General features: G+C 52.8%; 14 protein-coding genes. 11 read left to right on the top strand and 3 right to left on the bottom strand.

Annotated elements, in window-relative coordinates; translation table 11 throughout:
* Positions 1-223: 223 nt before the first annotated feature.
* Positions 224-1,612 carry a phosphate acetyltransferase gene (gene pta / locus Q0P86_RS10335; RefSeq protein ID WP_295039262.1) on the bottom strand — a complete coding sequence of 463 codons (1,389 nt, stop codon included), beginning with the start codon at positions 1,610-1,612 and terminating at the stop codon, positions 224-226.
* A gap of 256 nt (positions 1,613-1,868) precedes the next feature.
* Between pta and Q0P86_RS10330 the strand changes: the two genes are divergently transcribed.
* Together Q0P86_RS10330 and Q0P86_RS10325 are read left to right on the top strand one after the other, a co-directional pair.
* Positions 1,869-5,723 (top strand): fibro-slime domain-containing protein, encoded by a 3,855-nt coding sequence (locus Q0P86_RS10330; RefSeq protein ID WP_295039260.1) that lies wholly within the window; start codon positions 1,869-1,871, stop codon positions 5,721-5,723.
* A gap of 197 nt (positions 5,724-5,920) precedes the next feature.
* Positions 5,921-9,640, top strand: coding sequence for a fibro-slime domain-containing protein (locus Q0P86_RS10325; RefSeq protein WP_295039257.1), 3,720 nt, complete (start codon positions 5,921-5,923; stop codon positions 9,638-9,640).
* 106 nt (positions 9,641-9,746) lie between these two features.
* On the opposite strand, the gene Q0P86_RS10320 is transcribed toward Q0P86_RS10325, so the two are convergent.
* A complete protein-coding gene (locus Q0P86_RS10320) occupies positions 9,747-11,282 on the bottom strand; it encodes an Rne/Rng family ribonuclease (RefSeq protein ID WP_290992620.1) in 1,536 nt (511 codons plus the stop codon).
* Positions 11,283-11,552: 270 nt separating this feature from the next.
* Here Q0P86_RS10320 and Q0P86_RS10315 point away from each other — a divergent pair, with 270 nt between their 5' ends.
* Both Q0P86_RS10315 and Q0P86_RS10310 read left to right on the top strand, forming a co-directional pair.
* Positions 11,553-12,533 (top strand): SIR2 family protein, encoded by a 981-nt coding sequence (locus Q0P86_RS10315; protein ID WP_295039255.1) that lies wholly within the window; start codon positions 11,553-11,555, stop codon positions 12,531-12,533.
* A 69-nt stretch (positions 12,534-12,602) separates the two neighbouring features.
* A complete protein-coding gene (locus tag Q0P86_RS10310; protein WP_290992615.1) occupies positions 12,603-12,926 on the top strand; it encodes a hypothetical protein in 324 nt (107 codons plus the stop codon).
* A 95-nt stretch (positions 12,927-13,021) separates the two neighbouring features.
* Here Q0P86_RS10310 and folD read toward each other — a convergent pair whose 3' ends face one another.
* A complete protein-coding gene (gene folD / locus Q0P86_RS10305) occupies positions 13,022-13,861 on the bottom strand; it encodes a bifunctional methylenetetrahydrofolate dehydrogenase/methenyltetrahydrofolate cyclohydrolase FolD (RefSeq protein WP_290992613.1) in 840 nt (279 codons plus the stop codon).
* Between the two features lie 233 nt (positions 13,862-14,094).
* Between folD and Q0P86_RS10300 the strand changes: the two genes are divergently transcribed.
* The 7 genes from Q0P86_RS10300 to Q0P86_RS10270 all read left to right on the top strand — a co-directional run.
* Positions 14,095-16,419 (top strand): family 43 glycosylhydrolase, encoded by a 2,325-nt coding sequence (locus Q0P86_RS10300; protein WP_295039253.1) that lies wholly within the window; start codon positions 14,095-14,097, stop codon positions 16,417-16,419.
* A gap of 122 nt (positions 16,420-16,541) precedes the next feature.
* Positions 16,542-18,023 (top strand): carbohydrate binding domain-containing protein, encoded by a 1,482-nt coding sequence (locus Q0P86_RS10295; protein WP_295039251.1) that lies wholly within the window; start codon positions 16,542-16,544, stop codon positions 18,021-18,023.
* A 128-nt stretch (positions 18,024-18,151) separates the two neighbouring features.
* Complete coding sequence (locus Q0P86_RS10290; RefSeq protein ID WP_295039249.1) at positions 18,152-19,972, top strand: carbohydrate-binding protein; 1,821 nt, start codon at positions 18,152-18,154, stop codon at positions 19,970-19,972.
* 129 nt (positions 19,973-20,101) lie between these two features.
* Positions 20,102-20,965: a DUF4423 domain-containing protein gene (locus Q0P86_RS10285; RefSeq protein WP_290992603.1), complete on the top strand. Its 864-nt coding sequence runs from the start codon at positions 20,102-20,104 to the stop codon at positions 20,963-20,965.
* A complete protein-coding gene (locus Q0P86_RS10280) occupies positions 20,962-22,170 on the top strand; it encodes a hypothetical protein (RefSeq protein ID WP_291021796.1) in 1,209 nt (402 codons plus the stop codon). Before Q0P86_RS10285 ends, Q0P86_RS10280 begins: the two co-directional genes overlap by 4 nt.
* A gap of 117 nt (positions 22,171-22,287) precedes the next feature.
* Positions 22,288-24,972: a beta-L-arabinofuranosidase domain-containing protein gene (locus Q0P86_RS10275; RefSeq protein WP_295039247.1), complete on the top strand. Its 2,685-nt coding sequence runs from the start codon at positions 22,288-22,290 to the stop codon at positions 24,970-24,972.
* A gap of 402 nt (positions 24,973-25,374) precedes the next feature.
* A partial coding sequence (locus Q0P86_RS10270; protein WP_295039245.1) for a hypothetical protein occupies positions 25,375-25,565 on the top strand: 191 nt, incomplete at its 3' end.

The following is a 25,565-nucleotide window of genomic DNA, read 5'->3' as shown; positions in this document are numbered from 1 at the left end:
TATGTACTTAGTGCGATTGGGCGCGCGCGGTGTTACCGTGAGCCGTAAGCGACTCGTATTAACGAGTCGTGTCGGCGAGAGCGAGCGCTCTGGGTGCTTACTTAGTGCGATTGGGCGCGCGCGGTGTTACCGTGAGCAACAAAGCCCCAGTTGTTTAAACTGGGGCGGTTGCGAGAGAACCGGCTTCAGAGTAAGGATTCTGCTGAGTTTAGACGGTTCGGTCTTAATTAGCCTGGACAGCAGTCAAGGCAATCGTGTAGACGATGTCTTCGACGAGGGCGCCGCGGCTGAGGTCGTTCACCGGCTTCGCGAGGCCCTGGAGCATCGGGCCGATGGCAATCGTGCCATGGGCGCTGCGCTGCACGGCCTTGTAGCCGATGTTACCGGCAGAAAGGCTCGGGAACACGAACACGGTGGCCTTGCCGGCGACGGTGCTGCCCGGGGCCTTCAGGGAACCTACGCTCGGCACGGTCGCGGCGTCGTACTGCAGCGGGCCATCCACCAGCATTTCGGGGCGGGCTTCCTTCACGATCTTGGTGGCTTCGCGCACGAGGTCTGCATCCGGGCCCTTGCCGCTGTTCATGGTACTGTAGCTGAGGAGTGCCACGCGGCTCGGGAGGCCGAAGGCCTTCGCGGTGTCGTCGCACTGCTGGGCAATGCCGGCGAGTTCTTCGGCGGTGGGGTTCAGGTTGATGGCGCAGTCGCCGTAAATGTAGGTCTTGTCCGGCATGCACATAAAGAACACGGAGCTCACGGACTTTACGCCCGGAGCGCACTTGATCACCTGCAAGGCGGGGCGCAAGGTGTCGGCGGTAGAGTGGATGGCGCCAGAAACAAGGCCATCGACTTCGCCCATCTTGAGCATCATGGTGCCGAGCATCACGTTGTCGGCGAGCGCTGCGCGGGCCTGGTCTTCGGTCATGCCCTTCGACTTGCGGAGTTCCACGAGAGTCGGCACGTACTTTTCGGCAAGTTCTGCAGACGGTTCAATGATTTCGATGTCAGCCGGGAGGGCGACACCCTGTTCCTTGGCGACGGCAAGGATTTCGTCCTTCTTGCCGATGAGCACGGGCACGGCGATGCCGCGGTCGATTACGAGCTTCGCGGCCTGCACGGTGCGCGGCTCGGAACCTTCGGGGAGCACGATGCGCTTCTTGGCCTTGGATGCCTTGAGGAGAAGGCCTGCGCGGAACATGGCCTGGCTAGTCTTGCGTTCTGCAGGTTCTGCGGCCAAATCCTTGGCGAGGCACTTGGGGCAGAAGAGAATGCGGTTCGGGCAGAACAGGTCTGCGTCTTCGTTGTCAGAATAAATCTTTGCATCGAGGGCGGTTGCGAGCGTATCGTTGTACTTCTGGGCCATCACGTCGCTCATGCCCTGGGCGCCTTCGACCACCACGGCGTCTACGGAATCAAAGTCCTGCGAAAGAAAGTCGGCGGCAATCTTTTCCATGAGTACGGCGGAATTGTGGGCCTTGAGTTCCTTGACAGCGTCGGCCCCGTTCACGCAGGGCTTGTAAGCGGCGGCAATCAGGCCGGCACCGGCAACTGCGTCCATGACTTCCTTGACTTTAGCTTCCATATTGGCGGAGGCGACCAGATAAACTCGATTCATAGAAAACTCCTGTTGATTTTAAATTTCGCCTTTAAAATTAGGTTTTTGAACCTCCGTAGGGTATGCTTTTTTCGGATAAAAAGGGCTTAAATGTTGCCATTTTCCCCACGTTCCCCGTAGAACTTATAAAAACAATACATTGTAAAGTAAGATTTGCAGATGAAATTGCGAAAATAACCTATTTTTACGCCTGGTTGAAAAGTGTTTGGGATAATTATGGAGAGAGCGGATGAAGTGCAATAACTTTTTCCGGGGTTTGGTCTTATTCCTGACCCTACTAGCAACGAACACTTTTGCCCAGAGTTATGTCGCCATAGCTCACGTGATTTATGACGGCAATATCCTTTATTATGCCGACAACGAAAAGGACGATGACCTTAAATATAAACCGCTCACCAAGGGTGACAGCGGTACATTCGACATCAAGTTTACCGAAGAACGCCTTAAGGCGAGCGCCATTGACAAGCGTCGGTTGCGTTTTGGCCTGATGTGCACCGAGGGAACCCCAAACTGCGAAACCTACCTGAATCCGGAAATAGAGAACAAGCCGCTCCTTAAGGAACTGTTCCCTGAATACGAGCAGGGTAAGGAAGACCAGCCCATCTACGAAGTCTGGGTAGAAATTGGCGAAGATGGAAAGGTGACCCTGTATGACGAAACCACCAAGCCTGTCATTGCAGTTCCTACGCCGAAAACAATCAGGTTCCTAGCCCCGTGGACCAATACGGGTGTTACGATTGTGCTGGGTGGCAAGTCCGATTATATGACCCCCATCACCGAAACTTATTGTGGATGGTTTGAGTACCAGGCTGTCCTTACTCCCAAGGACGCCTATGTTTATTTCAATCAGACGATTGGTGGCAACAATGTCGGTAAGAATGGTGTCACCAAGGAAGATATTTCTGTAGAAGATGAAATCAAGCTTGATTCCGTTCTCGCCATTTCCGATACCGTATGGATTCTTGCGACCATGTATGGCGATCCCGAACTTTCTGCGGAGTTTCCGGGTGAACTGGGAGACTGCCCTGTCAAGAAACTTCCGGTTATGATGTTCGATTGGTTGCACGGTAGCGATAGCGACGAAAAGAATGCCGCGAGCCAGGCCGGTACGACTAGCCAGGACTTCGGTACAGGCGGATGTAAAAAGAATGACGGATACGGCATCATGAAGGGAATGGTCGAATCGCAGCTGGGCCCGAACGGGGTTCCTGTCCGTTCTGCCAATTTCCCGAGCGACTGTAAGTTGACCGACCACCTTGATAACTGGTTCGTTCCCGAAGTGGTTGCCCAGGATGCCGCCGGCAATACCTACACCAACGCCACTTGCCGTGAGTTGGAACTCAACTTGACCGAAGACGGTTTCTGGCTCGGACAGAAGAATACCGATAGCCCCGAAAAGGGGCTGTTCTTCCTGGACGATTTCGAGTATCTTTATACGGCGGATTCTTCGAGCAAGATCCCGAACCCGATGTACGACAACATCAATTCCGAAAAGTACGGAACCCACAACTACGGCTTTACCATGGCACTCCAGGCCCAGTTCGAATATGTGAAGGGCCAGTACTTCGAATTCCTGGGCGACGACGATGTGTGGGTGTTTATTAACAATAAGCTTGTGGTGGATATCGGCGGCCAGCATGAGGCCAAGGAAGGAAAGGTCAAGCTGGATACTCTCGGACTGACGGAAGGCGAAACTTATCCGTTCCGAATCTTCTATGCGGAACGCCACAAGAACCAGTCGAATTTCAAGATGCGCACCTCGATGGACCTGAAGTCCGAGGCGAGCATGTTCCTGGCAGACCTCTCGAACGACCCGAAGCTTATCCAGAAGGAAGTCTGGCAGATCGTGCGTAAGAAGGCGCTCTCTTGTGATTTCCTGAATACATCGACTGATACGACTTTGGAACGCGGCCCATCGGACTTCGTCCTGTTTGGGCGCAGTCTTGGCAAGGGTGGCGTGGCACTCAAGGTTCTTGATTCGATTTACTATGCAGGCATCATCGTGAGCAACGATTTTACGATAGTGACTGTTGATGTCAGGGAAATTGGCAAGGCTCAGGCTCTGCCTCCTGGCAACTACTACATCCGCGTTCGTCTCAAGAGTAACCCGGACGAATACAAGGATGTTCCCTTTACCATCGATCCGTATGAACTGCCGAACCTCGCTTTTGCAAGCGTCAAGGATTCCTCTTACTTTGTCGTCAATTACGAAGATCCCGAAAATCCGGACACGACATTCTACGAACTGTTCTGGAATCCCTTCGGAGATACGGTGAGTCGCGATGTCGTGAGTGATACCTTGCCCATTAGCCTGGTGAAGGGCGAAAAGATGTGGGCCGGCCGCTCTTATCCGGTGAACATCATGTATGCCGAAGAATGGGCTACGATTTATAGCGGCATAGCAGTGAAGATTACGACATCGACGCCGAACCTGGTCGTTTGCGATTCCATGGGAAACCCCATCGATGAAATTTTGCTCATGGGTGGCCATGCGAATTTCTACGTGAAGGCTACTGACGAGGTGGTTGACGGAACGCTTACCGTTTCTACTCCCGGAGCAAAGAACAAGACGGTAAATTGGACCAAGATCAATATCAAGGTTCCGCCGGTTCCGCAGATTGAAGCCGCCTATATCTACGACCGTACCGGTGACGGCCGCGCCGACAGTATCTGGATCAAGTTCAACAAGCCGCTCGGCGGACGGAGCGTACTCGACTCGCTCAAGTTCGTTTTCGGTGAAAGTTTTGACGATGCCTTCCATGTGGCGTATCAGGAGGGTGACATGGACGTAAGTCTTGTTGCTGCGGGAGATGGCTTCGGTTCAGGCATCTTTACGGGTGGAAACACCAAGGCCTACAACGGCAAGGTCAATATCTGGTATACCTATACCGACCCCGAAGACGGCAAGACTGCGATATTCCCGGTTGAAGGCTCTCTTACGGATATGGTCGGCCCCGTAATTGTTGCGGCCGAGGTCAAGTACCTTAAGGATGGCAACACGCAGCTGATGCTCAACTTTAGTGAAGGTATCGACGAAAGCAATGCCGGTGTTGAACTCTTCCGTTTCCACTGCTGGAAAAACGATATGCTGGATTCTGCGGTGAAGGCCGCAGGAGACATCGGAACGATGCCTGCCAATGTTTGGAAACTGATTTTCTCCAAGGGTGGCGATGCCGACATTGTTCCTGCCGTGGGCGATTCCGTTCGTTTCAGGCCGCCTTCTCAGCTGGGTGAAGCGAAGGACCTGCAGGGAGTCCTCCCGCACGAGATGAACCCCTGGGTTCGCATTACGGGTGAGCAGAAGGTGACGGTGACTAGCCCGAAGGTCGTGACTCTGGAACCGGGAACGGAAATGTTCGATAGTGCTCGTGTGATTATCAAGAGCCCGAACGCGACCGTGCCCAAGCTGGTGGGTGGCGACAAGGTTCTTTCGGTAGACCAGGTGGCAGAAGTTTACGGCACGCAGGGCCATTACTTGGGAGACCTCGACATGGCCGAACTGGTTGAAAACGAAATTGCCGAAATCGTGAAGGCGGTGCAGTCAACCGCACTCTACACCGACAAGAAGGATCCGGTGAACGAGGACGGTTCTCCGACGAAGACTTACACGATTGAGGATATCATCGCGGCGGTGAGCAACGGTGACATGTCCATTGGTGATGCCAAGAAGCGTTTCGGCTTGAGTCCCGTGATTGTGGATGCCTACAAGAACGGCCTCCTGAATGCAGAAAACGTGCACAACTATGCTCGCGGGACCGATGCGGATGTGAAGAAAATCGTGAGTGCTGTTGCGGACAAGACGGAACTTCGCTACGAGGCGATTTATTACTCTAGCCTTGGTCACTACGTGAACAGCCACTCCGGAACAATCACCTGCAATAGCGAGATCTTCACGGAAAATGGCTCCAAGAACTGTCTCGAGAACGACGGTCGCCTGTTCCTGGCCTGGAATATGCGTGCAGAAAAAGGTCGTCTTGCCGCTACGGGCGTCTATATCGCCCGCCTGCAGGTCAAGATCAAGGTGAACACCAAGGTGATTATCGACCGCACCCAGGACTTCCTGTGGGGTGTTCGACGCGGCAAGGTGAACGCCATCGACCTGGGTCTTTAAGTTTTTTTTGAGAACAAAAACCCCGAAAACACGACATTTACACATTTGTTAAATAGAATTAACGGCATTTTCCACATTGCCGTGTTGATTTTTTGAGAAAAAAAATTTATTTCTAGATTAAAACATTTTTAATGCGCATTGGGCGTTTGCCCTAGGAGATGTGGATGAGGTGCGGTTTTCTTAAGAGGGCAATCTGGTTGCTCGCTCTAGTTGTGCCTGCAGTATTTGCGGCAAATTATTCTGTTACGGTGACTTATGAAGGTGACGGCCTTTATTATGCCATTTACAATAGGGGAGATGGTACTTGGTACACCGATAGGGGGGCTGATTGCTTTCAAGCTACCGATGTGTTCCACTTTAACCTGAGTAGTAGAGATTTGGACAAGTATGAGCTGAATTTCTATACCGACAAAACCTGCTACACTCGTCTTTCTGATGGTGCCATTCCCTTGAAGGATTTGTTCCCGACCTCACAGCAGGCGAAAATCACCGTTAATGAAGACGGTTCCTGGCAATTTACCAATGGACAAAAGCCTGCCGAAGATCCCGAAGAACCCAAGGATCCCGAGGAGCCCGGCAAGGACAATCCTGCAAAGGGCGGGATGAAGATCGTGGCCTTCTTTACGCCGTGGACCAACACCAATGCCAAGATGTTCCTGGATGGTGATAGCGTCGCGATGATTCCGGTGGCAGAAAAGTATTGCGGCTGGTTTATCGCTGCGGTTGATGCTCCTGCCGAAGGTTTCAATGTCTATTTCAAGCAGACCATCGGCCCGAATTTCGTGGGCTCCGAAGGTTTGACAACGACTGAACCGACTACCGCAACTGAAATTTCGTTGGACTCCGTGGCGGCCTTGAGCGACACGATCTGGGTCCGTGGCAGCCAGGAAGGTGCTCCGGTTGTCTATTCCAAGCATCCGAACGGTGTGTTGGGAGACTGCCCTGTGAAGAAACTTCCGGTGATGATGTTTGACTGGTTGCATGGCGACAAGGGTGACGGTACCCATGGCAACGGTAATCCCGAATATGGCGTCAGTGCGGACTTCGGTTCTGGCGGCTGTAGCGGAAGCCCGATGCGTGGTATGGTCGAGAAGGAACTCGGTCCCAATGGCGTTCCTGTGCCGGCCGATCCGTTCCCGACGGATTGCAAGATTACCGAACACTTGGCTTACTGGTTCCTCCCGGAATCGCTGGCTGTCGATGCTCAAGGCAATACGCTTACCAATATGACTTGCCGCGACCTTTATGTTTCCATGGACGAAGAAGGTTTCTGGCTTGCCGAGGTCTCGAAGAACGGTGTGTCTGCGGGTAACGAATCTAGTAAGGACAAGGGCGGCATGTTCCTGTTGGACGACTTCAAGTACCTGGATGAAGGCACCGATACCATCCCTAACCCCTATTACGATAATATAAGAGGCCACAACTTCGGCTTTACCATGAAGATTCAGGCGACCTTTGTGTATTTACCTGGCCAGTACTTTGACTTCTACGGTGACGACGACGTGTGGGTGTTCATCAACAACAAACTGGTGGTGGATATCGGTGGTCAGCATGGTCAGGTGGCGGGAGCCGTCGACCTGGATACGCTCGGCCTTATTCCCGACAGCACCTACAACTTCCACATCTTCTATGCGGAACGTCATACGAGCGAGTCGAACTTCCGCATGCATACCTCGATTGACTTGAAGACCGAGGCAAGCCTGTTGCTGAAGAACATCTCCGACAATTCGGATGTTATCTCTAGGGAAGTCTGGCAGAAGGTTCGCAGGAACAAGCTGGCTTGCGATTTCTCCGAAAACGGCAAGGAACTATCGTTTGAACGTGGTGCATCGACTTATGTGCTTTATGGCGGAAACCTGCCTTCGGAAGGAATCGCGCTTGATACTGCCGGCAATTACTTTGGTGGCATTAAGATTTCCGCTAGCTTTGACGCGTTCACGATCGACAAGGAAGCCATCAAGGATGCCCATGGCCTTGCTCCGGGTGTCTACTACCTGCGCGTGGCGCTTGTTTCGGACAACAGCCAGTACAAGGACATTTACTTTGTCGTGGGCGCCTATAAGTTGCCGGACCTGACTTATGTCGACTCTGTCGGAAACGCCTTAGGTTCGACCATCTTGAGCGACACGCTGCCACTGAACATGAATAAGAACGTTACCATGTGGGTGGGCCAGTCCTACAAGGTTTATGTGCAGTATGCCGATGAATGGGCGAAGGGTAGCGATATAGTCTATCCGACGACAGACGATGACGCCTTGATTCCTTGCGATTCCTTGGGCAACCCCATTACCGAAATCAAGCTGGATTCGGGCCGAGCGATGTTCTATGTGAAGGCTGTCGGTGAAACTTGGGGCGCTAGCTTGTATGTGAAGGGCCAGGCGGCAGGAAATACGGCGGCTTGGAAGGGAATCAACTTTGCCTTGCCTCCTGTACCGCAGATTGAGACTGCCTACATTTTTGACCGCGACGGTGACGGTCGTGGCGACAGCGTATGGATTCAGTTCAACGGTGAACTTGGCGGAAAGAATACGCTGGATTCTTCCAGGATGACATTCGGAGTCCTTTTCAACGATACCTATAAGCCTACCTACAAGAGAGGCGATAACACGGCATCCATCGTGGCGAACGAAGGCTCGTTCGGCTCAGGAATCTTTACTGGCGGACTCGACAAGCCTTATTCTGGAAAGATTGTCGTGTGGTACACCTATACCGATAATGGCAAAACATCTGTATTCCCGGCGGAAGGCCCGCTGGTGGACAAGATTGGCCCTGTGGTGACTGCAGCCGAAGTTTCGTACATGAGCGACGGTAATGCGGTGCTGCTGCTGACCTTTAGCGAAGGCCTCAATGGCGATAATGCGTCTTCGGATCTGTTCCGTTTCCACTGCTGGAAGGACGGTCAGATGGATTCCCTGGTGAAGGCGGCAAGCGATGTTTCTAAGACCTCCGCGTCTCAGTGGAAGCTGGTTTTCCCGAAAGGTGGCGATTCTGATATTGTGCCTGCTGTCGGTGATTCGGTCCGCTTTGTTCCGCCATCTCAGTTGGGCGCGGCGCTGGACCTTGTAGATGTGGGACCGCATGAGTATAACCAGTGGGTGCGCGTGACCGGCGAACAGAAGGTGACGATTACGAGTCCCGGTGTGGTGACGCTGAATCCGGATTCGCCAGCGTTTGACAGTGCCAAGGTGATTATCCGTAGCGACAGCGCGACGGTGCCGAAGCTCGTGAAGGATGAATCGATTCTTACTGCAGAACAGGCGGCTACCGCTTACGGCACGCAGGGACATTTCCTGGGTGACCTCAATATGGCCGAACTGGTAGAAAACCAGATTGCCGACATTATGAAGGCTGTCCAGGGAACGCCTAGCTACACCGACAAGAAGGCCGGAAAGAATGAGGTTGCGCAGACCTACACGATCGAACAAATCATCTCGATGGTGGCGGCGGGGCAAATGTCCCTTGGTGATGCGAAAAAACGTTTCGGTCTGGATCCGGTCATTGCGGATGCTTACAAGAATGGAATGCTTACGGCTGAGAATGTCCGTAAGTACGCCCGCGGCACGGAAGCCGATATCAGGCAGATTGTCGAATCCGTGGCTGAAAATACGGAACTGCGCTACGAGGCGACCTACTACTCCAGCCTGGGTGAATTTGTAAATAGTAATTCCGGTGTGGTTACTTGCAACGGCGACATCTTCAAGGAAAACGGACAGGGAACCTGTCTTGACAATAACGGCAAACTGTTCCTTGCCTGGAACATGCGCGCGAAAAACGGTCGTCTCGCTTCGACGGGTGTCTACATCGCAAGACTGGAATACCGAATCAAGGTCGGAAGCAAGACCATGGTGGACCGTACGCAGGACTTCCTGTGGGGTGTGCGTCGCGGTAAGGCGAATGCGATAGACTTCGGTCTCTAGTTTGTTTAAATTTCTCTCTCGTTAAAAAGAAGGGCCGCACCTTGGGTGCGGCCTTCCTTATATGCCTTGGAAGAACGACTCGCGGTGAGGCCGCGAGTATGAAGCATTACACGAACTTGTAGAGGTCGGTAATGTCTTCGCCCATCTTGTCGTAGAACCAGAACTGGTTGATGTGGGCGTGCTCGTCTTCCACGAGGCTGATGTTCATGCTGTGCTTGTATTCCAAGTAGTTGAACATACGGTTGTGGTCCTTGCAGAGCACGTCGATCACCTGGGCGCTTACCACGAGGGTCACTTCGCGGAGCTTGCCCTTTGCCTTTGCGCGGGCCATCCAGCGGTCGATCATGCCGAGCGTGGATTCGAGCGTCGCGATGCGTCCGCCGCCGTCGCAAACCGGGCAGCGTTCGGTCTTTTCGGTCATCAGGTTCACGCGGACGCGCTTACGGGTGACTTCCATGAGGCCGAACTGGCTGATGGGGGCGGGGCTGATCGGGGCCTTGTCGCGGCGGATTGCCTTGCGGAATTCCTGGTAGACCTTTTCGTTGTCTTCTTCGGATTCCATATCGATAAAGTCGATAATGATCAGGCCACCCACGTCGCGGAGCCTAAGCTGCTTTGCGATTTCGTAGCAGGCGTCGATGTTCGTTTCGAGGATGATCTTGCCCTGGTCCTTGCCGTGCACCTTCGGTCCGGTGTTCACGTCGATAGAGACGAGTGCTTCGGTCTGTTCGATGACGAGGTTGCCGCCACGCGGGAGCGGTACCTGGCGCTGCAGGGAACGTGCGTAGTCGTTTTCTATCTTGAAGTATTCGAACAGGCTTTCGTTGCTGCTCCAGAGCTTCACCTTGTCGAGCTTGTCCGGCGAGAGTACCTTGAGGTATTCGCGCAGGGCGAAGTATTCGTCGCGGTTGTCGATATACACGTAGTCGGTGTTGTCGCTGAAGTATTCGCGCACAGTCTGTTCGATGGAATCAGATTCTTCGTAGATGCAGGTTTCGGCAGGCTGGTTTTCGAAGTTGTACTTCGTCTGTTCCCACTTGCTTTCGAGTTCGCGCATCTGCTTGTTGATTTCGAATTCGGATTCGTTCAGGCCGTTGGTACGAACGATGTAGCCCACGTCGCGACCCTTGAGGCGGCGGACCACCTTCTTGAATTCGCGGCGCTTGGCCGGGTCGCGTTCACGCTTGGAGACACCAATGAAGTTGGTGCCCGGCATGCACACGAGGAAACGACCCGCAAAGCTCAGGTGAGTGGTCAGACGGGCACCCTTGGTGCTGATCGGTTCCTTGACCACCTGAACCATGATTTCTTGGCCTTCTTGCAGAATTTCGTCAATAGAGACTTCCTTGGAAGAACCGCTCTCGTCATCGTCGTCGCCATATTCGCGACGGAGAAGTTCGTTTCTGTCCATGGCGTCTTCTTGATGCAAAAAGCCTGCCTTTTCAAGGCCAATATCAATGAACGCAGCCTTGAGTGCCGGAAGCACCTTTTGGACCACGCCCTTGTAAATATTGCCCAGAACTCGATTAGAAGAAACGCCTTCGACGACAAGTTCAACGAGTTCGCCGTCTTCCATGATGGCGATGCGCTTTTCGTAAGGCGTCTTGCTAATCAAAATTCCACGCTTGCACTTATTTGCCATTAAAGCTCCTAAAGGTAGACAAAACTTGATGGTTGATTCCCTAAGAAGCAGTCCAAAAGTATGGAACGCTTCCGGACCCACGCGCTTCTTTTACGGAAAGTACCGCATTTCCACGGCGTAAAGTCTAGGGAACCTAAATATAATAAGTAGAAAGTAAGAAGTTTGCGGGAAATGGTCAAAAAGTGGACTGAAATACAAAAAATAAGGATGGGCGTCAATTCTTTGAACTTTTTAAAAACCATTTCTAACGAATTAATATACATTAGGGGTATGGATATCGCATCGAGTACATACCGGCGGATTTTTGTGTTGGGTTCCGGGTTCAGTAAGTCGTTTTGCCCGCAGATGCCCACTCTCCGCGATCTGAACGAGCTGATTCCCTTCGGAATATCGGACGAGTTCCCGCACCTGCGTGACTACTGCAGGCGTTTCCTGGAACTTTGCAATAACCAGGCGGAATACCTGAATATCGAAACTCTCTCGACATCGATTCTGTCGGCGCAGATTTTCCCCGGGGTGCGCGAGAGCCTTTATCATTCCAGCTTGCGTTTTGAACTGTTGCGATTTATTGCGGGAGCCATTCGCCATGATCATGCGGTGGATTCACAGTCGGCGGCCATTCTCCGCAAGTTCTTGACGGGTTGCGTGAATTGCCCGAATGAAGGCGTGTGCGACACCTTGCTGCTGTCCTTTAATTATGACACGCTGATCGAGGACGTGATTACGGATGATGCCAAGATGAACGCGCGTGTAGCGGTGGATTACGGGGTGCGTATAGACCCGGCTGACCGCAGCGCGGTTCGTGCGCCGCGTACCCATTCGGTGGATTTGATTAAGTTGCATGGATCGCTGAACTGGTATCCGGTCAAGGGTGCGTCTGACCCGCTCGACTTGAAGAACGTGTGCCAGGTGGAACCTTGCGACCGCAGTTTCCCGATTTATCGCGAGGATACTCCGATTTATATTCCGATGGCGCATACGAAGGAATCTTTCTTGCGCGGGAGCCTGTTTAATTTGTTGTGGAGTAAGGCCGATTACTATCTCAAGAATGCCCAAGAAATTTTCTTCTTGGGTTATGGTTTCCCTAAGAGCGACATGAACAATCTGGAATTCTTGCTTCGTCACCGGGACCGCTTCAAGAAGGTGGTGGTATTTGAACGCGAAGGCCACCCAAATCTGGAACGCCTGCGGGAGTTGCTCGGTGAAATTGTTGTCAGTTGCGACGCGAAGGAATTCTTGGCGAAGTTCTAGCTTCTTGTGTCGGGGCGTCGGCCTTGCCGACATTCGTCTTGCTATATTTTGCACCGTAAAGGTGCAAGAATGAAATTCTTTGGATGCATTGTGTTTTTGCTTGCGGGCATGGCTTGCGCCCAGCTCGTGCAGAAGAAGGCGCCTACGGCGGCCGATTCCGTTGATCTAGGCAACAAGAAAGGCCCGATTGTCTATGCGGCCCCCAAGGAAAACGAAAAGTCGGCCATAAAAGAAGCGACTGCCAGTATGGACAGTCGCGAGTATTCGAACGATTCTACCGTCGGGACGCTGATTGGTGTCGGTGCGGAATTTGTCGGCGATATGATGAAAGGTATGCTTTCGCCGAATTCTCCCGAGACGGATGCCGTCGAACTTGAACGCACGAGACGGTAGCACTTTGCGCTAGTTGGTAGAACTTAGTGCGCTTCGCTACAGAACTTAGAAGATGTTTACTGAGCTCTAAGTTCTAAGCTCTGCCGAAGGCTCTGTTATCCCAAATACTTTTCGCCGGATTCTACGCTCTGGTAGATGAGCGTGTTGATGGTCATGGGGCCCACGCCGCCCGGAACCGGAGTGTAGGCCGATGCCACGTCGTCGAGACCCTTTTCAATATCGCCCACGCCACCCGGATGGTAGCCGGCGTCAACCACGACGGCACCCTGCTTGATCCATTCCTTCTTGATGAATTCCGGCTTGCCGACAGCACCCACGAGGATGTCGGCCTGTTTCACGAATTCGGGAAGGTTCTCGGTCTTGCTGTGGCAAATGGTCACGGTGCAGTCTGCGTTTAAAAGCATGAGAGCCATCGGCTTTCCGAGAATGGCGCTGCGGCCTACGACCACGGCGTGCTTACCCTTGAGAGGAATGTTGTAAGCCTTGAGAAGACGCATAATGCCGGCAGGCGTTGCGCAGCCGTAAGCGCTCTCGCCCATGGCCATACGTCCAAAGCCGAGGCAGGTCACGCCGTCTACGTCCTTGCGGGCGTCAATGGCTTCGAAGGCGGCGCGTTCGTCGATGTGGCGCGGAACTGGGTGCTGCAGCAAGATGCCGTGCACGTCGCGGTTCTCGTTGAGTTCCTGGATTTTGTTCAGGAGTTCTTCGGTGGTGGTGTTCTTGGGGAGAACCACGCGGATGCTTTCCATACCCACGCGGGCGCAGGCGTTGCCTTTCATCTTGACGTAGGTGGCGCTGGCCGGGTCATCACCGACGAGGATTGTTGCAAGGATGGGGGTCTTGCCCGTCTTTTCCTTGAGCTTGGCCACGCGGGCGCTGAGTTCTTCTTCAGTGGTCTTGGCAAGGGCCTTGCCGTCGAGGATGAGTGCTGCCATAAGTGTCTCCGGTGCGCAGATGCGCGGTTGTTTGCTGCAAAGATAGAAAAGTGTGCGGGGTGAGTAAGATGGAATTGTCTGCTGACTGCCGGATGTAACGAAATGTTTACTCGAACTTGACAATTTGTCAATGGAATATGCTCGTGCGTTAGGCCTATTTAACCTTTTTAAGGGTAATTTTAAGTTGAAAGGTTGTATACGGGCGGTGGTGCGCTCGAATAAAGGAGTTAAATATGGGATGGCTTAAAGGTTTGGGCGTTGCCCTCGCTAGTTCCTGTGCCGTTTACGCGGCGACGGTCAATAACCCGATTATGTACGTCGACAGTCCGGACCCCTCGATTGTCCGCGTTGACGACGCCTATTATATGGTAACGACGACCATGCACTTTGCGCCTGGCGTACCCGTTTTCAAGAGTACCGATTTGGCCCAGTGGCGCACGGTGGGCTATGCCTACCAGACGCTCACCAACAACGACCAGCAGAACTTGAATGGCGGCAAGGACGCCTACGGTAAGGGTTCTTGGGCGTCGAGCATCCGTTACCACAAGGGATTCTTCTACGTGCTGACTCCGTCTTACACGACGGGCAAGACTCATTTGTACAAAACAGCCGACGTGGAAAGCGGCCAGTGGAGCGAAGTGCAGCTCCCGTTCTACCACGACCCTTCTTTATTCTTCGATGACGATGGCACTGTGTGGGTGTTCTACGGCAGCGGCGACCAGATTAGCTACGTGCAGCTGAACGACGACGCAAGCGGTGTAAAGGCCGGCGGCAAGAGCGGCAAGCTCGGCGGCGTGAGCGTGAACCAGGCGACCGGCAAGAGCGGCTATATCGTGCAGCAGGAAGGCTCGCACATGGAAAAGGTAAACGGCGAATACTATCTGTTCACGATTTCTTGGCCGAACGGTTCCTGCCGTACCGAAGTGGTTTACCGTTCCAGGAACCTCTTGAGCGGATATACAGGAAGAGTTTTCCTCTCAGACAATGGTGTTGCGCAGGGTGGCATCTTTGATACTCCCGATGGCAAGTGGTATGCCCTCTTGTTCCGCGATTCCGGCCCGGTTGGCCGTATGTCGCACCTGGTCCCGATGGAATGGAAGGACGGCTGGCCGGTTCCGACCAGCGGAAGCAAGGCTCCCTCCACAATTGACTTGCCGGAATCTCCGTTGCCGGGCTACGGCATGGTCACCAGCGATGATTTTGAATCCAGCGAACTGGCGCTCGAATGGCAGTTCAACCACAATCCCGATAACAAGAACTGGAGCTTGTCTGCAAATCCGGGATTTTACCGCATTACCACGAGCCGTACCGATAGCCGCGTGGTGAATGCGAAGAACACCCTGACCCAGCGTTCCTTTGGCCCCAAGAGTTCTGGCCGTACGCTTGTCGATGGCACCGGCATGAAGGATGGCGATATGGCCGGCCTCGTTGCCCTGCAAGATGACAAGGGCTTCGTGGCGCTTGCAAAAGATGGCGGCAGCTACAAGGTGGTGATGTACACCGGTAACAAGGACGGTGAAAGCCTGAAGGACAGCAAGGCGATTTCGGGTTCCAAGGTTTACCTGCGTATCGATTTTGACCTGCCGATTGACCGCGGTACCGCATACTTCTATTACAGTACCGATGGCAATACCTGGACAAAGATTGGTAGCGACGTGAAGCTCAATTACGACCTCCACATGTTCGTGGGAGTGCGCTGGGGCCTCTTCAACTTTGCAACAAAGCAGGCGGGCGGCTATGCGGACTTTGACTGGTTCAAGGTCGGTGTTGATGCGAACGATGAAATTTACCTTGATGGCGCTGGCTCTGAACCTGTCCCGCAGACTCCGTTCTGCGCCGCCGGTGAAAACTGCCCCGCCGTTGCTCTCCCGGGCAAGATTGAGGCCGAAAACTTCGACGTGCCGGGCAAGGGCAAAGATGGCACCTCTTACTGCGATGGCGATTCCGAGAACCACGGCGATAGCGACTACCGCGCAGGTACCGGTGTTGACCTTTACAAGAAGGCAACTGGAATTATTGTGGGCTACAACAGCGAAGGCGACTGGCTCGAATACACCGTGAACGTGAAGGAAGCGGGGGACTACACCATGTTCGCGGCTGTCGCTGCGGCGGGCAACACCTCGAGCTTCAAGCTCTCCCTGGATGGCAAGGACATTACCGAAGAAATCGCGGTGCCTGCGGCAAGTTCCGGCGAAGAGAATTACGACGACTACAACAAGGTGCAGGCCAACGTGACGCTCCCTGCTGGCGAACACGTGCTCCGCTTCACGGTTACTGGCGCCTGGCTCGATATCGACTACTTTACCTTCGTAAAGGGTAAGGACGCGACGGATCCGGAACCGATTGATCCGACGGGGATTGCCAATGCGGTTCGTTACGATGTGCAGGCGCAACAGCTTTACCGCGTGTACGGCTTGAACGGAAGCTTTGTGGGAACCGTGTTTGCAGCAAGTGCAAGCGAGGCTCAGTCCAAGGTGCGCGCCATGGTTTCGGAAAAGGGCGTGTACCTGATTAGAGCAAAGAATGGGATGGTTCATCGCTTTACGGTAACGAAATAGCTCTTCGGACTAGTTCAGATTTCGGATTTCAGAATTCAGAAACTCATTATAAATTCTGAAATCTGAATTTATAATGGTACTTCAGTGAAGCGAGAGTGCAATTAACATAAGGAGTAAGAGTGATGTTTGGTATGAAAAATTTGGGCAAGGTGGTGCTTGCCCTCGCGAGTGTTGCGCTGTTTACGGGTAATGCTTTTGCGGACAACCTAACTGTAGACGGAAAATCCCGCAGCATGCTCGTGTATGCTCCGTCGGGTATTGAGAAGAATCGCCCGCTTATCATTCAGATGCACGGCATGAACCAGGATGCGCCCTACCAGAAGAATGCGGCGAAGTGGGAGTCCATTGCCGATACCGCGCGCTTCGTGGTGGTATTCCCCAATGGCGAAAACAAGGCCTGGGACATTGGCGGCGACAAGGATGTCAATTTCTTGAAGGCAATCATCAACGAAATGTATCAAAAATACGGAATTGATAAAAACCGTGTATATGTTTCGGGATTTTCGATGGGCGGCATGATGAGCTACCATGCGGCAAACAAGATGGGCGATATGATTGCGGCTATTGCGCCTGTTTCCGGTTACCCCATCGGAAACCCTGCGCCGGCAAGCACTCGCCCTATGCCGATTATCCATACCCATGGGACCTCCGACGATGTGGTGAATTACAGTAGCGGTGTGAATTATTTAAAGCGTTGGGTGTCCTTTAACAAATGCTCCGAAAGTTCCCAGGTGATCAAGCCCTATCCGGCTAACCGTTCAGGTTCCGCTGCCTCCCTGGAAGTGTGGAGTAGCTGCTCTAACGACATAGAAGTGCGCCTCATGTCCATCGCCGGAAAAGGCCACTGGTATTCCATGGATTTGGCCAGCGTGAATACCAGTGATGAAATCTGGAACTTTGTGAAGAACTATTCGCTCGATGGTTCGAACATTACTCCGCCGACTCCAGCGATTGTTGTGCCTACGAACCGCGATGAAGTCTTTAACGGCGGCTTCGATTCGAGCGCCGTGGCTTGGGACTTGCAGCTACATGGCGATGCCGCTGCGACTGGTGATGCGAAAGATGGAAAGTACCAGTTCGATATTTCCGCCGTCGGTACGCAGAATTACCAGGTGCAGCTGATTCAGCACGACTTGCATCTTGAAAAAGACCAGTGGTACGAGGTGAGCTTTGACGCAAGCGCAGGGGCTGCCCGCACGCTCGAAGTGAATGTGGAGCAGCACAATGACCCGTGGGCGAGCTACCTCAAGGAAAAGCAGAATTTTGATCTTGGCACGGATATGAAAACCTATTCGTTCAAGTTCCAGATGACGGCCGCAACCGATACGAACAGCCGCCTGAGTTTCAATGCCGGCGCTGCGACGGGAACTCTTACGCTCGACAATGTGGTGCTCAAGAAACTTGCGGAACCCCCTGAAGATATAGGAACGGAGGCGCTGAAGTTTGTGTCGCCCAGGACTCAGAATATGCAGGTGTTCGAAGTGTATGGACTGAACGGTCAGTTGCTTGGTCGCGTGAATGCAAAGAATGCCGCAGAGGTTCAAACTCAGGTGCGTCTGGTCGTAAGGCCCAAGGGCTCCTTCTATGTGAAGCCAGTTCGGTAAAAAACGCCATATTTACGCAAAAAACGACAATCGGTGTTGACAAATAGTCAATGCCGCTTCTTTTTTGAAGGGGGCTTTTGACCCAAAATGGGTTTATTTTTGACTAGGACAATATAAGGAGTGAGTCTATGTTTGGTTTTAAGAAAATGCCCGCGCTTTGCGCTTGTGCCGCTATGGGATTTGCTGTACAGGCCTTTGCGCACCCTGACAGTCTGGTGCTTACGCCCCCGCTGGGGTGGAACAGCTGGAACGTGTTCCACGAAAACATCAACGAAAACCAGATCAAGGAAATCGCCGATGCGATGGTCTCTTCGGGCTTGAAGGACGCGGGTTATATTTACCTTAACCTGGACGATAACTGGATGGATACCAAGCGCGATGCCCAGGGTAACCTCCAGAATAATCCGAAAACTTTTCCGAGCGGCATGAAGGCTTTGGCCGATTACGTGCATGCGAAGGGACTCAAGTTCGGTCTTTACGGCGACCGCGGCAAGCGTACCTGCCACCATTACAATAGCAACTGGCAGAGTGAAAGCGGTTCCAATGGCCGCGAAGAACAGGATGCCAAGAAGCTTGCCGAATGGGGTGTCGACTACTGGAAGTACGACAACTGCGATTCCGACCCGAGCACCCAGGAAAAAGATTACACCGCCATGTCCAAGGCCCTCCGCAATTCCGGGCGCGATATCGTGTTCAGCATTTGCATGTGGGAATACAAGGACTGGATGCCTAAAATCGCTAACCTCTGGCGTACCACTTTCGATATCGGCCCCGCATGGATTTCGCAGTCCTGGTACCGCGGCGTCTATGAAATTATCGATGCCAACAACAAGTATTGGCAAATCGCTAAGCCCGGCCACTGGAACGATCCGGATATGCTTGAAGTGGGCAATAACGGCCTCTCTTACGAGGAACAGCGTTCCCAGATGACGATGTGGTCTATTATGGCTGCCCCCATCATGATCAGTTCCGACGTGCGCAACATGAGCAACGAGACCAAGGAACTCTACCTGAACAAGGACATGATCGCCATCAACCAGGACTCTCTTGGCGTTCAGGGACATCGCATTTCTGACGTGGACGGAAAGCAGGTTTGGACCAAGCCCTTGAAGAATGGCGACATTGCCGTGGCACTTCTGAATAACAACAGTTCTACCCAGACTGTGGAATGCAACTTTGCAGACATTGGCGTAGAAGGCGAAGTGGATGTTCGCGATGCCTGGAAAAAGAAGGACCTGGGCCCGGTTTCCCATGTTTCTATCGAACTTCCGGCACATGGCTCGGCACTTCTCCGTTTGGTACTCAAGCCGGTTCCGCGCGCTCCGTTCAAGGGCGAAGCTCTCGCCATTCCGGGCAAGATCGAAGTGGAAGATTTCGACATTGACGGTGTGGGCCAGGGCAACACCACCTACAACGAAAAGGATACCGAAAACCATGGCGATTCTGACTACCGTCCGGGTACAGGTGTAGACCTTTACAAGAAGGCGACCGGTGTGATCGTGGGTTACAACCAGGCGGGTGAATGGCTCGAATACACCGTGAAGGTGGCCTCGACGGGAACTTACACCATGAACGCTTCTGTGGCTTCTGCCAACAGCACATCAAGCTTCAAGCTCTCTATGGACGGCAAGGACATTACCGAAGAAATCGCCGTGCCTGCAGCCACCGAGGGCGAAGACAACTACGACGAATACAACACGGTCGAAGCCAAGGTGAACCTGACCGAGGGCGAACACATTCTCCGCTTCACGGTTACTGGCGACTGGATGGACATCGACTGGATCGAGTTCTGCGCGGGTGAAAGCTGCGAAGACGCGCAAGGGATTCGCACTGCTCTCCCTGCCGCCATGAACCGCGACTTGGCTCCGCGACTCCTCAAGAAGGGCAATAAGCTCTTCATCGAAAAGAACGGCAGGCGTTTCGATCTGACGGGACATAGGATTAAGTAGTTTAAGGCCCTTTCTTATTGAGTTAAAGCTTTTGACATTTTTTCAAAGAAAAATTCAATATAGGCGTTCCCGGCGGGGTAGAAAAGATTATTTTATTGATGGGATGAAAGTCTTTTCGAGAATGCGCCTATGTTGAACATCAATGAAATTAGCGATTACAGGGATTTGCTCAAGAATTACTATACCCAGCGCAAGCTGGATATGCCCCTGTATTCCTACAAGATGATGGGGCAGAAGCTTGGACTTGAAACGAGCCAGATCTTCCGTGTACTGAACAAGGAACTGCATCTGCCGAATCACAGCATTCCCCTGGCGAAGGACCTGTTGGAGCTGAAGGGGCGTAGCGGCGAAATTTTTGAAATCCTGGTGGCGGCGGCAAAGGCAAAGTCGCAGTCGAAAAAGGAAAAGCTCTACAAGATGGCGCTTTCGCTGCAGGATGTGGACTTGCGCAAGTTCAGTGCGAGCGAATACCTGTTTTTAAGCAAGTGGTGGATTCCGGTGGTGCGGGCGCTGATCGAAATGAACGGGGGCCATGCCGAGGTTTCTCGTCTGGTGAAGCAGATTACGCCCGCTGTCTCGGAAGACCAGGTGCGCGAGGCCATCGCGGTTCTCAAGGATTTAAAGCTGATTACGCCGCTTGCCTCGGAACGATACGCCGCGACAACGGCCAATTTTACATCGGCGGGGTCGCCGACAAAGACAGCCGCCATTCGCAGCTACCAGAACCAGCTCTTGACGCTTGCGCAGAATGCGCTGGTCGCCGTGGATCCCACGAAGCGGAATATCTCGTCGCTTTTGGTGGGCGTGGACGATGAATGTTTTGATGACCTGAACGAGATGACTTTGGAATTTAGACGACAGGTGCAAAAGAGGGTGGCCGAGGTGAAGGACGTGAATCGCGCGATGCAGTTCGTGTTCGCCTTTTACCCGGTCGCCGAAGTTGCCAAGGAGTCCAAGGGTTCACAGACTAAAAAAGTGGGGGCGAAAAGATGAAAAAATTGCTTTTATTCCTCGCCGTTTTTGTGTCGCTTGCGTTCTGGGCGTGTTCCGGCGAAAAGGATGTGGCCGGAATCAGCACGGTGGAGACGGAAAACGCTTACCTGATTCAGTTTGTTCGCGGAGATTCGCTGCCGGCAGCCCATGTGGTGGCGCGCGTGCGTTCTGCGGAATATGTTCGGAGTGTCGAAGATGGCTCTGCTGTGGATTCCGCGGATGCCGAATTCTTCAGCGAATTCGTGACGGATTCCCTGGGCTGCATTCGTATCGACAGCCTTGCTGTCGATGTGGCGACGCTTGAAGTGGTGGATGCTGGCGAAGGCCTGTTCAAAAAGATTTCAGCCGAAGACATCAAGGACGGAGATTCCGTGCGGTTTGTCCTGGAAAAGACGGGAAACCTGAAGGGAAGGGTTTACCTGCCCGAAGGTGTTGACTATGCCTGGGTTCAGGTGTACGGTATGGATCGACTCGTCAAGACGGACAATCAAGGTTTCTATGCGATGGATTCGTTGCCGCCATTTGAATATGAGTTGCGTTACATTGTAGGCGATAGCGTGGTGGAGGGGTCGGCGACGGTCGATGCTGGCGAAGAGGCGACGGCGTTCATTTATACTTTTGAACCGGATTCCGTCAAGATTCTGGATTTTGAATCGGAGAACGAAGAATTTTTTATTACCGATTTGGGCTATAGCGTGACTGGCTATATGGCGGCCACCGATACCAATACGAAAACGGTGCCCGATATCAATGAAGAGGTTGCAAAATTTATCACCGAGGCGGGCGCAGGGCGCGAAGGCCGAGCGTTGCATTGGAAATCCTCGGCTGCAGTGGGCAAGTGGTCTTTCTTTGGTAGCTGGATTTGCAAGGAGGAGTCTCCCTGCGATATTTCGGCGACGGATTCCATCGTGTTTTATGCTCGCGGAACTGGCGTCATCTCGATTGCCTTTGAAACTCTGGGAAGCTCAAATGTCGAAGGCAAAACCTTGGCGTACGACACCCTTGCCACAGATGGTGAATGGAGCCGCCGCGTGATAAAGCCTTCGAACTTTAAGCCTCGCGATGATCTTTACGGAAACCTCGGCTGGGATGTTGTCAGCAAGGCGATGACGACGATTTCGATTGCCGCTTACGATGATACAGAATTCTGGATAGACGATGTCGTGCTCTACGGCGTCAAGCCCAGTAACTTTGTTGAGCGTTAGTTCCTGAACACCCCTTTGAAATTTTGACAAAACTAAATCCCCGAACAGGGGATTTTTTCGTGCTGCAGGATTTAATTTTAGATTGGTTGGCTTGTGCTGGAAAAAGGATGGTACGAAATGTTTGGAATCAAAATCAATCACATGGCTTGCGTTGCCCTTGCTGCAATGGGATGTTGGCATGCTCAGGGGCATACGCAAGACCTGCTTTACCCCGATATGTTCGCGCTTGGCGATGTGCAGCTGCTCGATGGTCCGCTGAAAGAGCGTCAGGACCTGAATGTTGAAACGCTGCTCGCCTACGATACGGACAAGCTGATTGCGCCGTTTTACGAAGAGGCGGGGATGAAGCCGAAGGCCAGCAAGTTTTCGAACTGGGCGGGGCTTGATGGCCACGTGCTGGGGCATTACCTGAGTGCCTTGGCAATGCAGTATGCGGCAACCGGCGACGAACTCATCAAGGAACGGCTGGAGTATGTGCTGGGCGAACTCAAGACAATTCAGGATTACAATTCCAGGGACAACAATTTCAAGGGTTACCTGAGCGGCGTTCCGAATGGAAAGCAAATGTGGCTCAAGTTCAAGAATGGAAACGCGGGCGCACAGAACGGCTATTGGGTGCCGTGGTACAACATTCACAAGACTTTTGCGGGGCTCCGCGATGCCTACATTTATGGCGGCTACGAACAGGCGAAGACGATGTTCCTTGCCCTTTGCGACTGGGGCCTTACGATTACGGGCGGCCTCAACGACAACGCCATGGAATCGATGCTCGGTACCGAACACGGCGGCATGGACGAAGTCTACGCCGATGCGTATGCACTTACGAAAAACGAGAAGTACCTGAAAGAGGCAAAGCGCTGGTCGCACAAGTGGCTTTTGAATGCGATGGCGGCAGGGAATGATAACTTGACAAATATCCATGCAAATACGCAGGTACCCAAGGTGGTGGGATTTGCGCGCATCGCCGAACTCACGAACGATGCGACTTATGTAAAGGGATCCGAATTCTTCTGGGACCGTGTGGTGAACAAGAGGAGCATTGCGATTGGCGGCAACAGCATCTCGGAACATTTCCCGGCGCTCGACAATCACAAGAAGTACGTGGAGGAGCGCGAAGGACCGGAATCATGCAACACCTACAACATGCTTAAGCTTACAGAACGCCTGTTCAATATGGATCACGACGCCAAGCAGGCTGACTTTTACGAACGCGCCCTCTTTAATCATATTTTATCTACAATACATCCGAGACATGGCGGGTACGTGTACTTCACTCCTGCGCGTCCCCGCCATTATCGGGTGTATTCCAAGGTGAATGCGGCTATGTGGTGCTGCGTGGGTTCCGGAATGGAAAACCCGACGAAATATTCGCAGTTTATTTATACGAAGGATGGCGATGACCTTTATGTGAACCTTTTTGCCGCATCGCTTTTGAACTGGAAAGACAAGAAGGTGAAAATTAGGCAGGAAACAGCTTTCCCGAAGGGTGAATCGGCGAAGTTTACTGTGACGGGTTCGGGCCTCTTCGATTTTATGGTGCGCCACCCGTACTGGGTAAAAGAAGGTGATTTCAAGGTAATCGTGAACGGCGATACCGTCGTGAAAAAGTCCGATCCGTCGAGCTATGTTTCTGCGGGTAAGTCCTGGAAATCCGGCGACGTAATCGAGGTTCTGTTCCCGATGTACACGCATACTGAAGATTTGCCGGGCGTGAGCGATTATGTGGCGCTTTTGCACGGGCCGATCGTGCTTTCTGCAAAGACCGGAACCGAAAACCTGAACGGCCTAGTGGCCGATGATGGTCGCTGGAGCCATATTGCGTCGGGAGCGTTGCAGTCGCTGGATCAGGCACCGATGCTTGCGAGCAAGAAGGAAGATATTCCATCGAAGGTGGAAAGCGTGAAGGGTGAACCGATGCACTTTAAGGCGCCGTACCTGTTTGCGAATAAGAAAGATGCGAATCTGTTGCTGGAGCCGTTCTATGAAGTGCATGATGCGCGTTACATGATGTATTGGATGGTGCTGACGGACCCCTCGATTCTCGAACGCCTGAAGAAGGAACAGGAAGAGGCTTTGGCGCTCGACGAAAAGACTGTAGATAAAGTGGCGCCCGGCGAGCAGCAGCCCGAAGTGGACCACAAGATGAAGGTGGAAAATTCTTCGACGGGAACGCATCAGGGTGAGTTCTACCGCGATGCGGGCAAGTGCAGCGGCGGCGACGGTGGACTCATCAGCTATGAATTCGAGACGAACAGCGAAGATTCGCTGAGCCTCATGGTGCGCTACTGGGGCAACGAGGGCTGCACCCGCGAATTCGACATCAAGATTGACGATGAAAAGCTTGTGACCGAAAACATCTCGGGCAAGTGGAACAAGGACGAGTTCGTGAACGTGACTTACCCGATTCCGGACAACATGGTGAAGGGAAAGAAGATTGTGCGCATCTCGTTTACGGCAAGTTCGGGAATGGTGGGCGGCATCTATAGCGTGCGTCTGCTGCGCAACAAGCCGAAGCCGGAGGAAACTCCGCAGGTAATTTCTGCGAAGCCGGTCGCTCGCCCCAATTTGAAGGCCCGCATCATGGGCGGCGAGTTGCAGATTGCGGTAGACAAACCGCTTTCGCAGGGGCTAACCGCCAAGATTTTCTCGATAAATGGTCGCCTCGTCAAGTCGCAGATGTTACCTGCGGGGCAATCCGCCTTCAGCATCGGCCTTGGCGACATGAAAACCGGCATGTATGTCTTGAAAATCCAGCGCGACGGCCTGAGCTTTGCCAGCACCATTTTCCGCAAGGAACGTTGATAAGGCTCCTGCCTGCACTGTGGTTCGACTCGCAAGCTCGCAAACCGTATGAGGTCCCTGAGCTTGCCGAAGGGCCTATTCGCCGAAAGGCCTAGCCGCAGATGTGTCATGAGCGAAGCACGAAGTGCGAAGTCGAAGGATCTCTAGCAGCGTTGTCATTCCCGCGAAGGCGGGAATCTCCCTTGAAAAAAAAGCCCGGCTAGGTCGGGCTTCTCTTGTTGAACTATAAAGAATTTCTTTATAGTTGACTCTTGGCGGTTTCATACTTCACATAATATGCCGTTTTCTTGCTTTTTTTTCTCCAAAATGGCCGAAAATCTCAAAAACACTTGACATTGTTTTTTTTGGTTACATTTGGTGAAGAAAAAGTAAAGATGTTTTGTTTGGCAAAATGAGGATGTTATGCCCTGGTCTCCGAATGGTGCGGACATTAGTGATAAAAAGAAAGCCCAGATGCTCCTAACTTTTTTGAATACGTACAAAGATGATTTGGTTGGGGGTACTAACAAAAAATTTGTCACAGATCTGCTGAAATTTATGAGGCTTCTGCAGTTTGTGTGGAGGGGTTGGGAGGAGTCTAAGCAGCGGTTTTC

This window comes from uncultured Fibrobacter sp. (assembly GCF_946062555.1).
In the GTDB taxonomy this organism is placed as follows: Bacteria; Fibrobacterota; Fibrobacteria; order Fibrobacterales; family Fibrobacteraceae; genus Fibrobacter.
The sequence above is the reverse complement of the archived record's forward strand: the minus strand, read 5'-3'. Positions and strand labels throughout refer to the sequence as shown.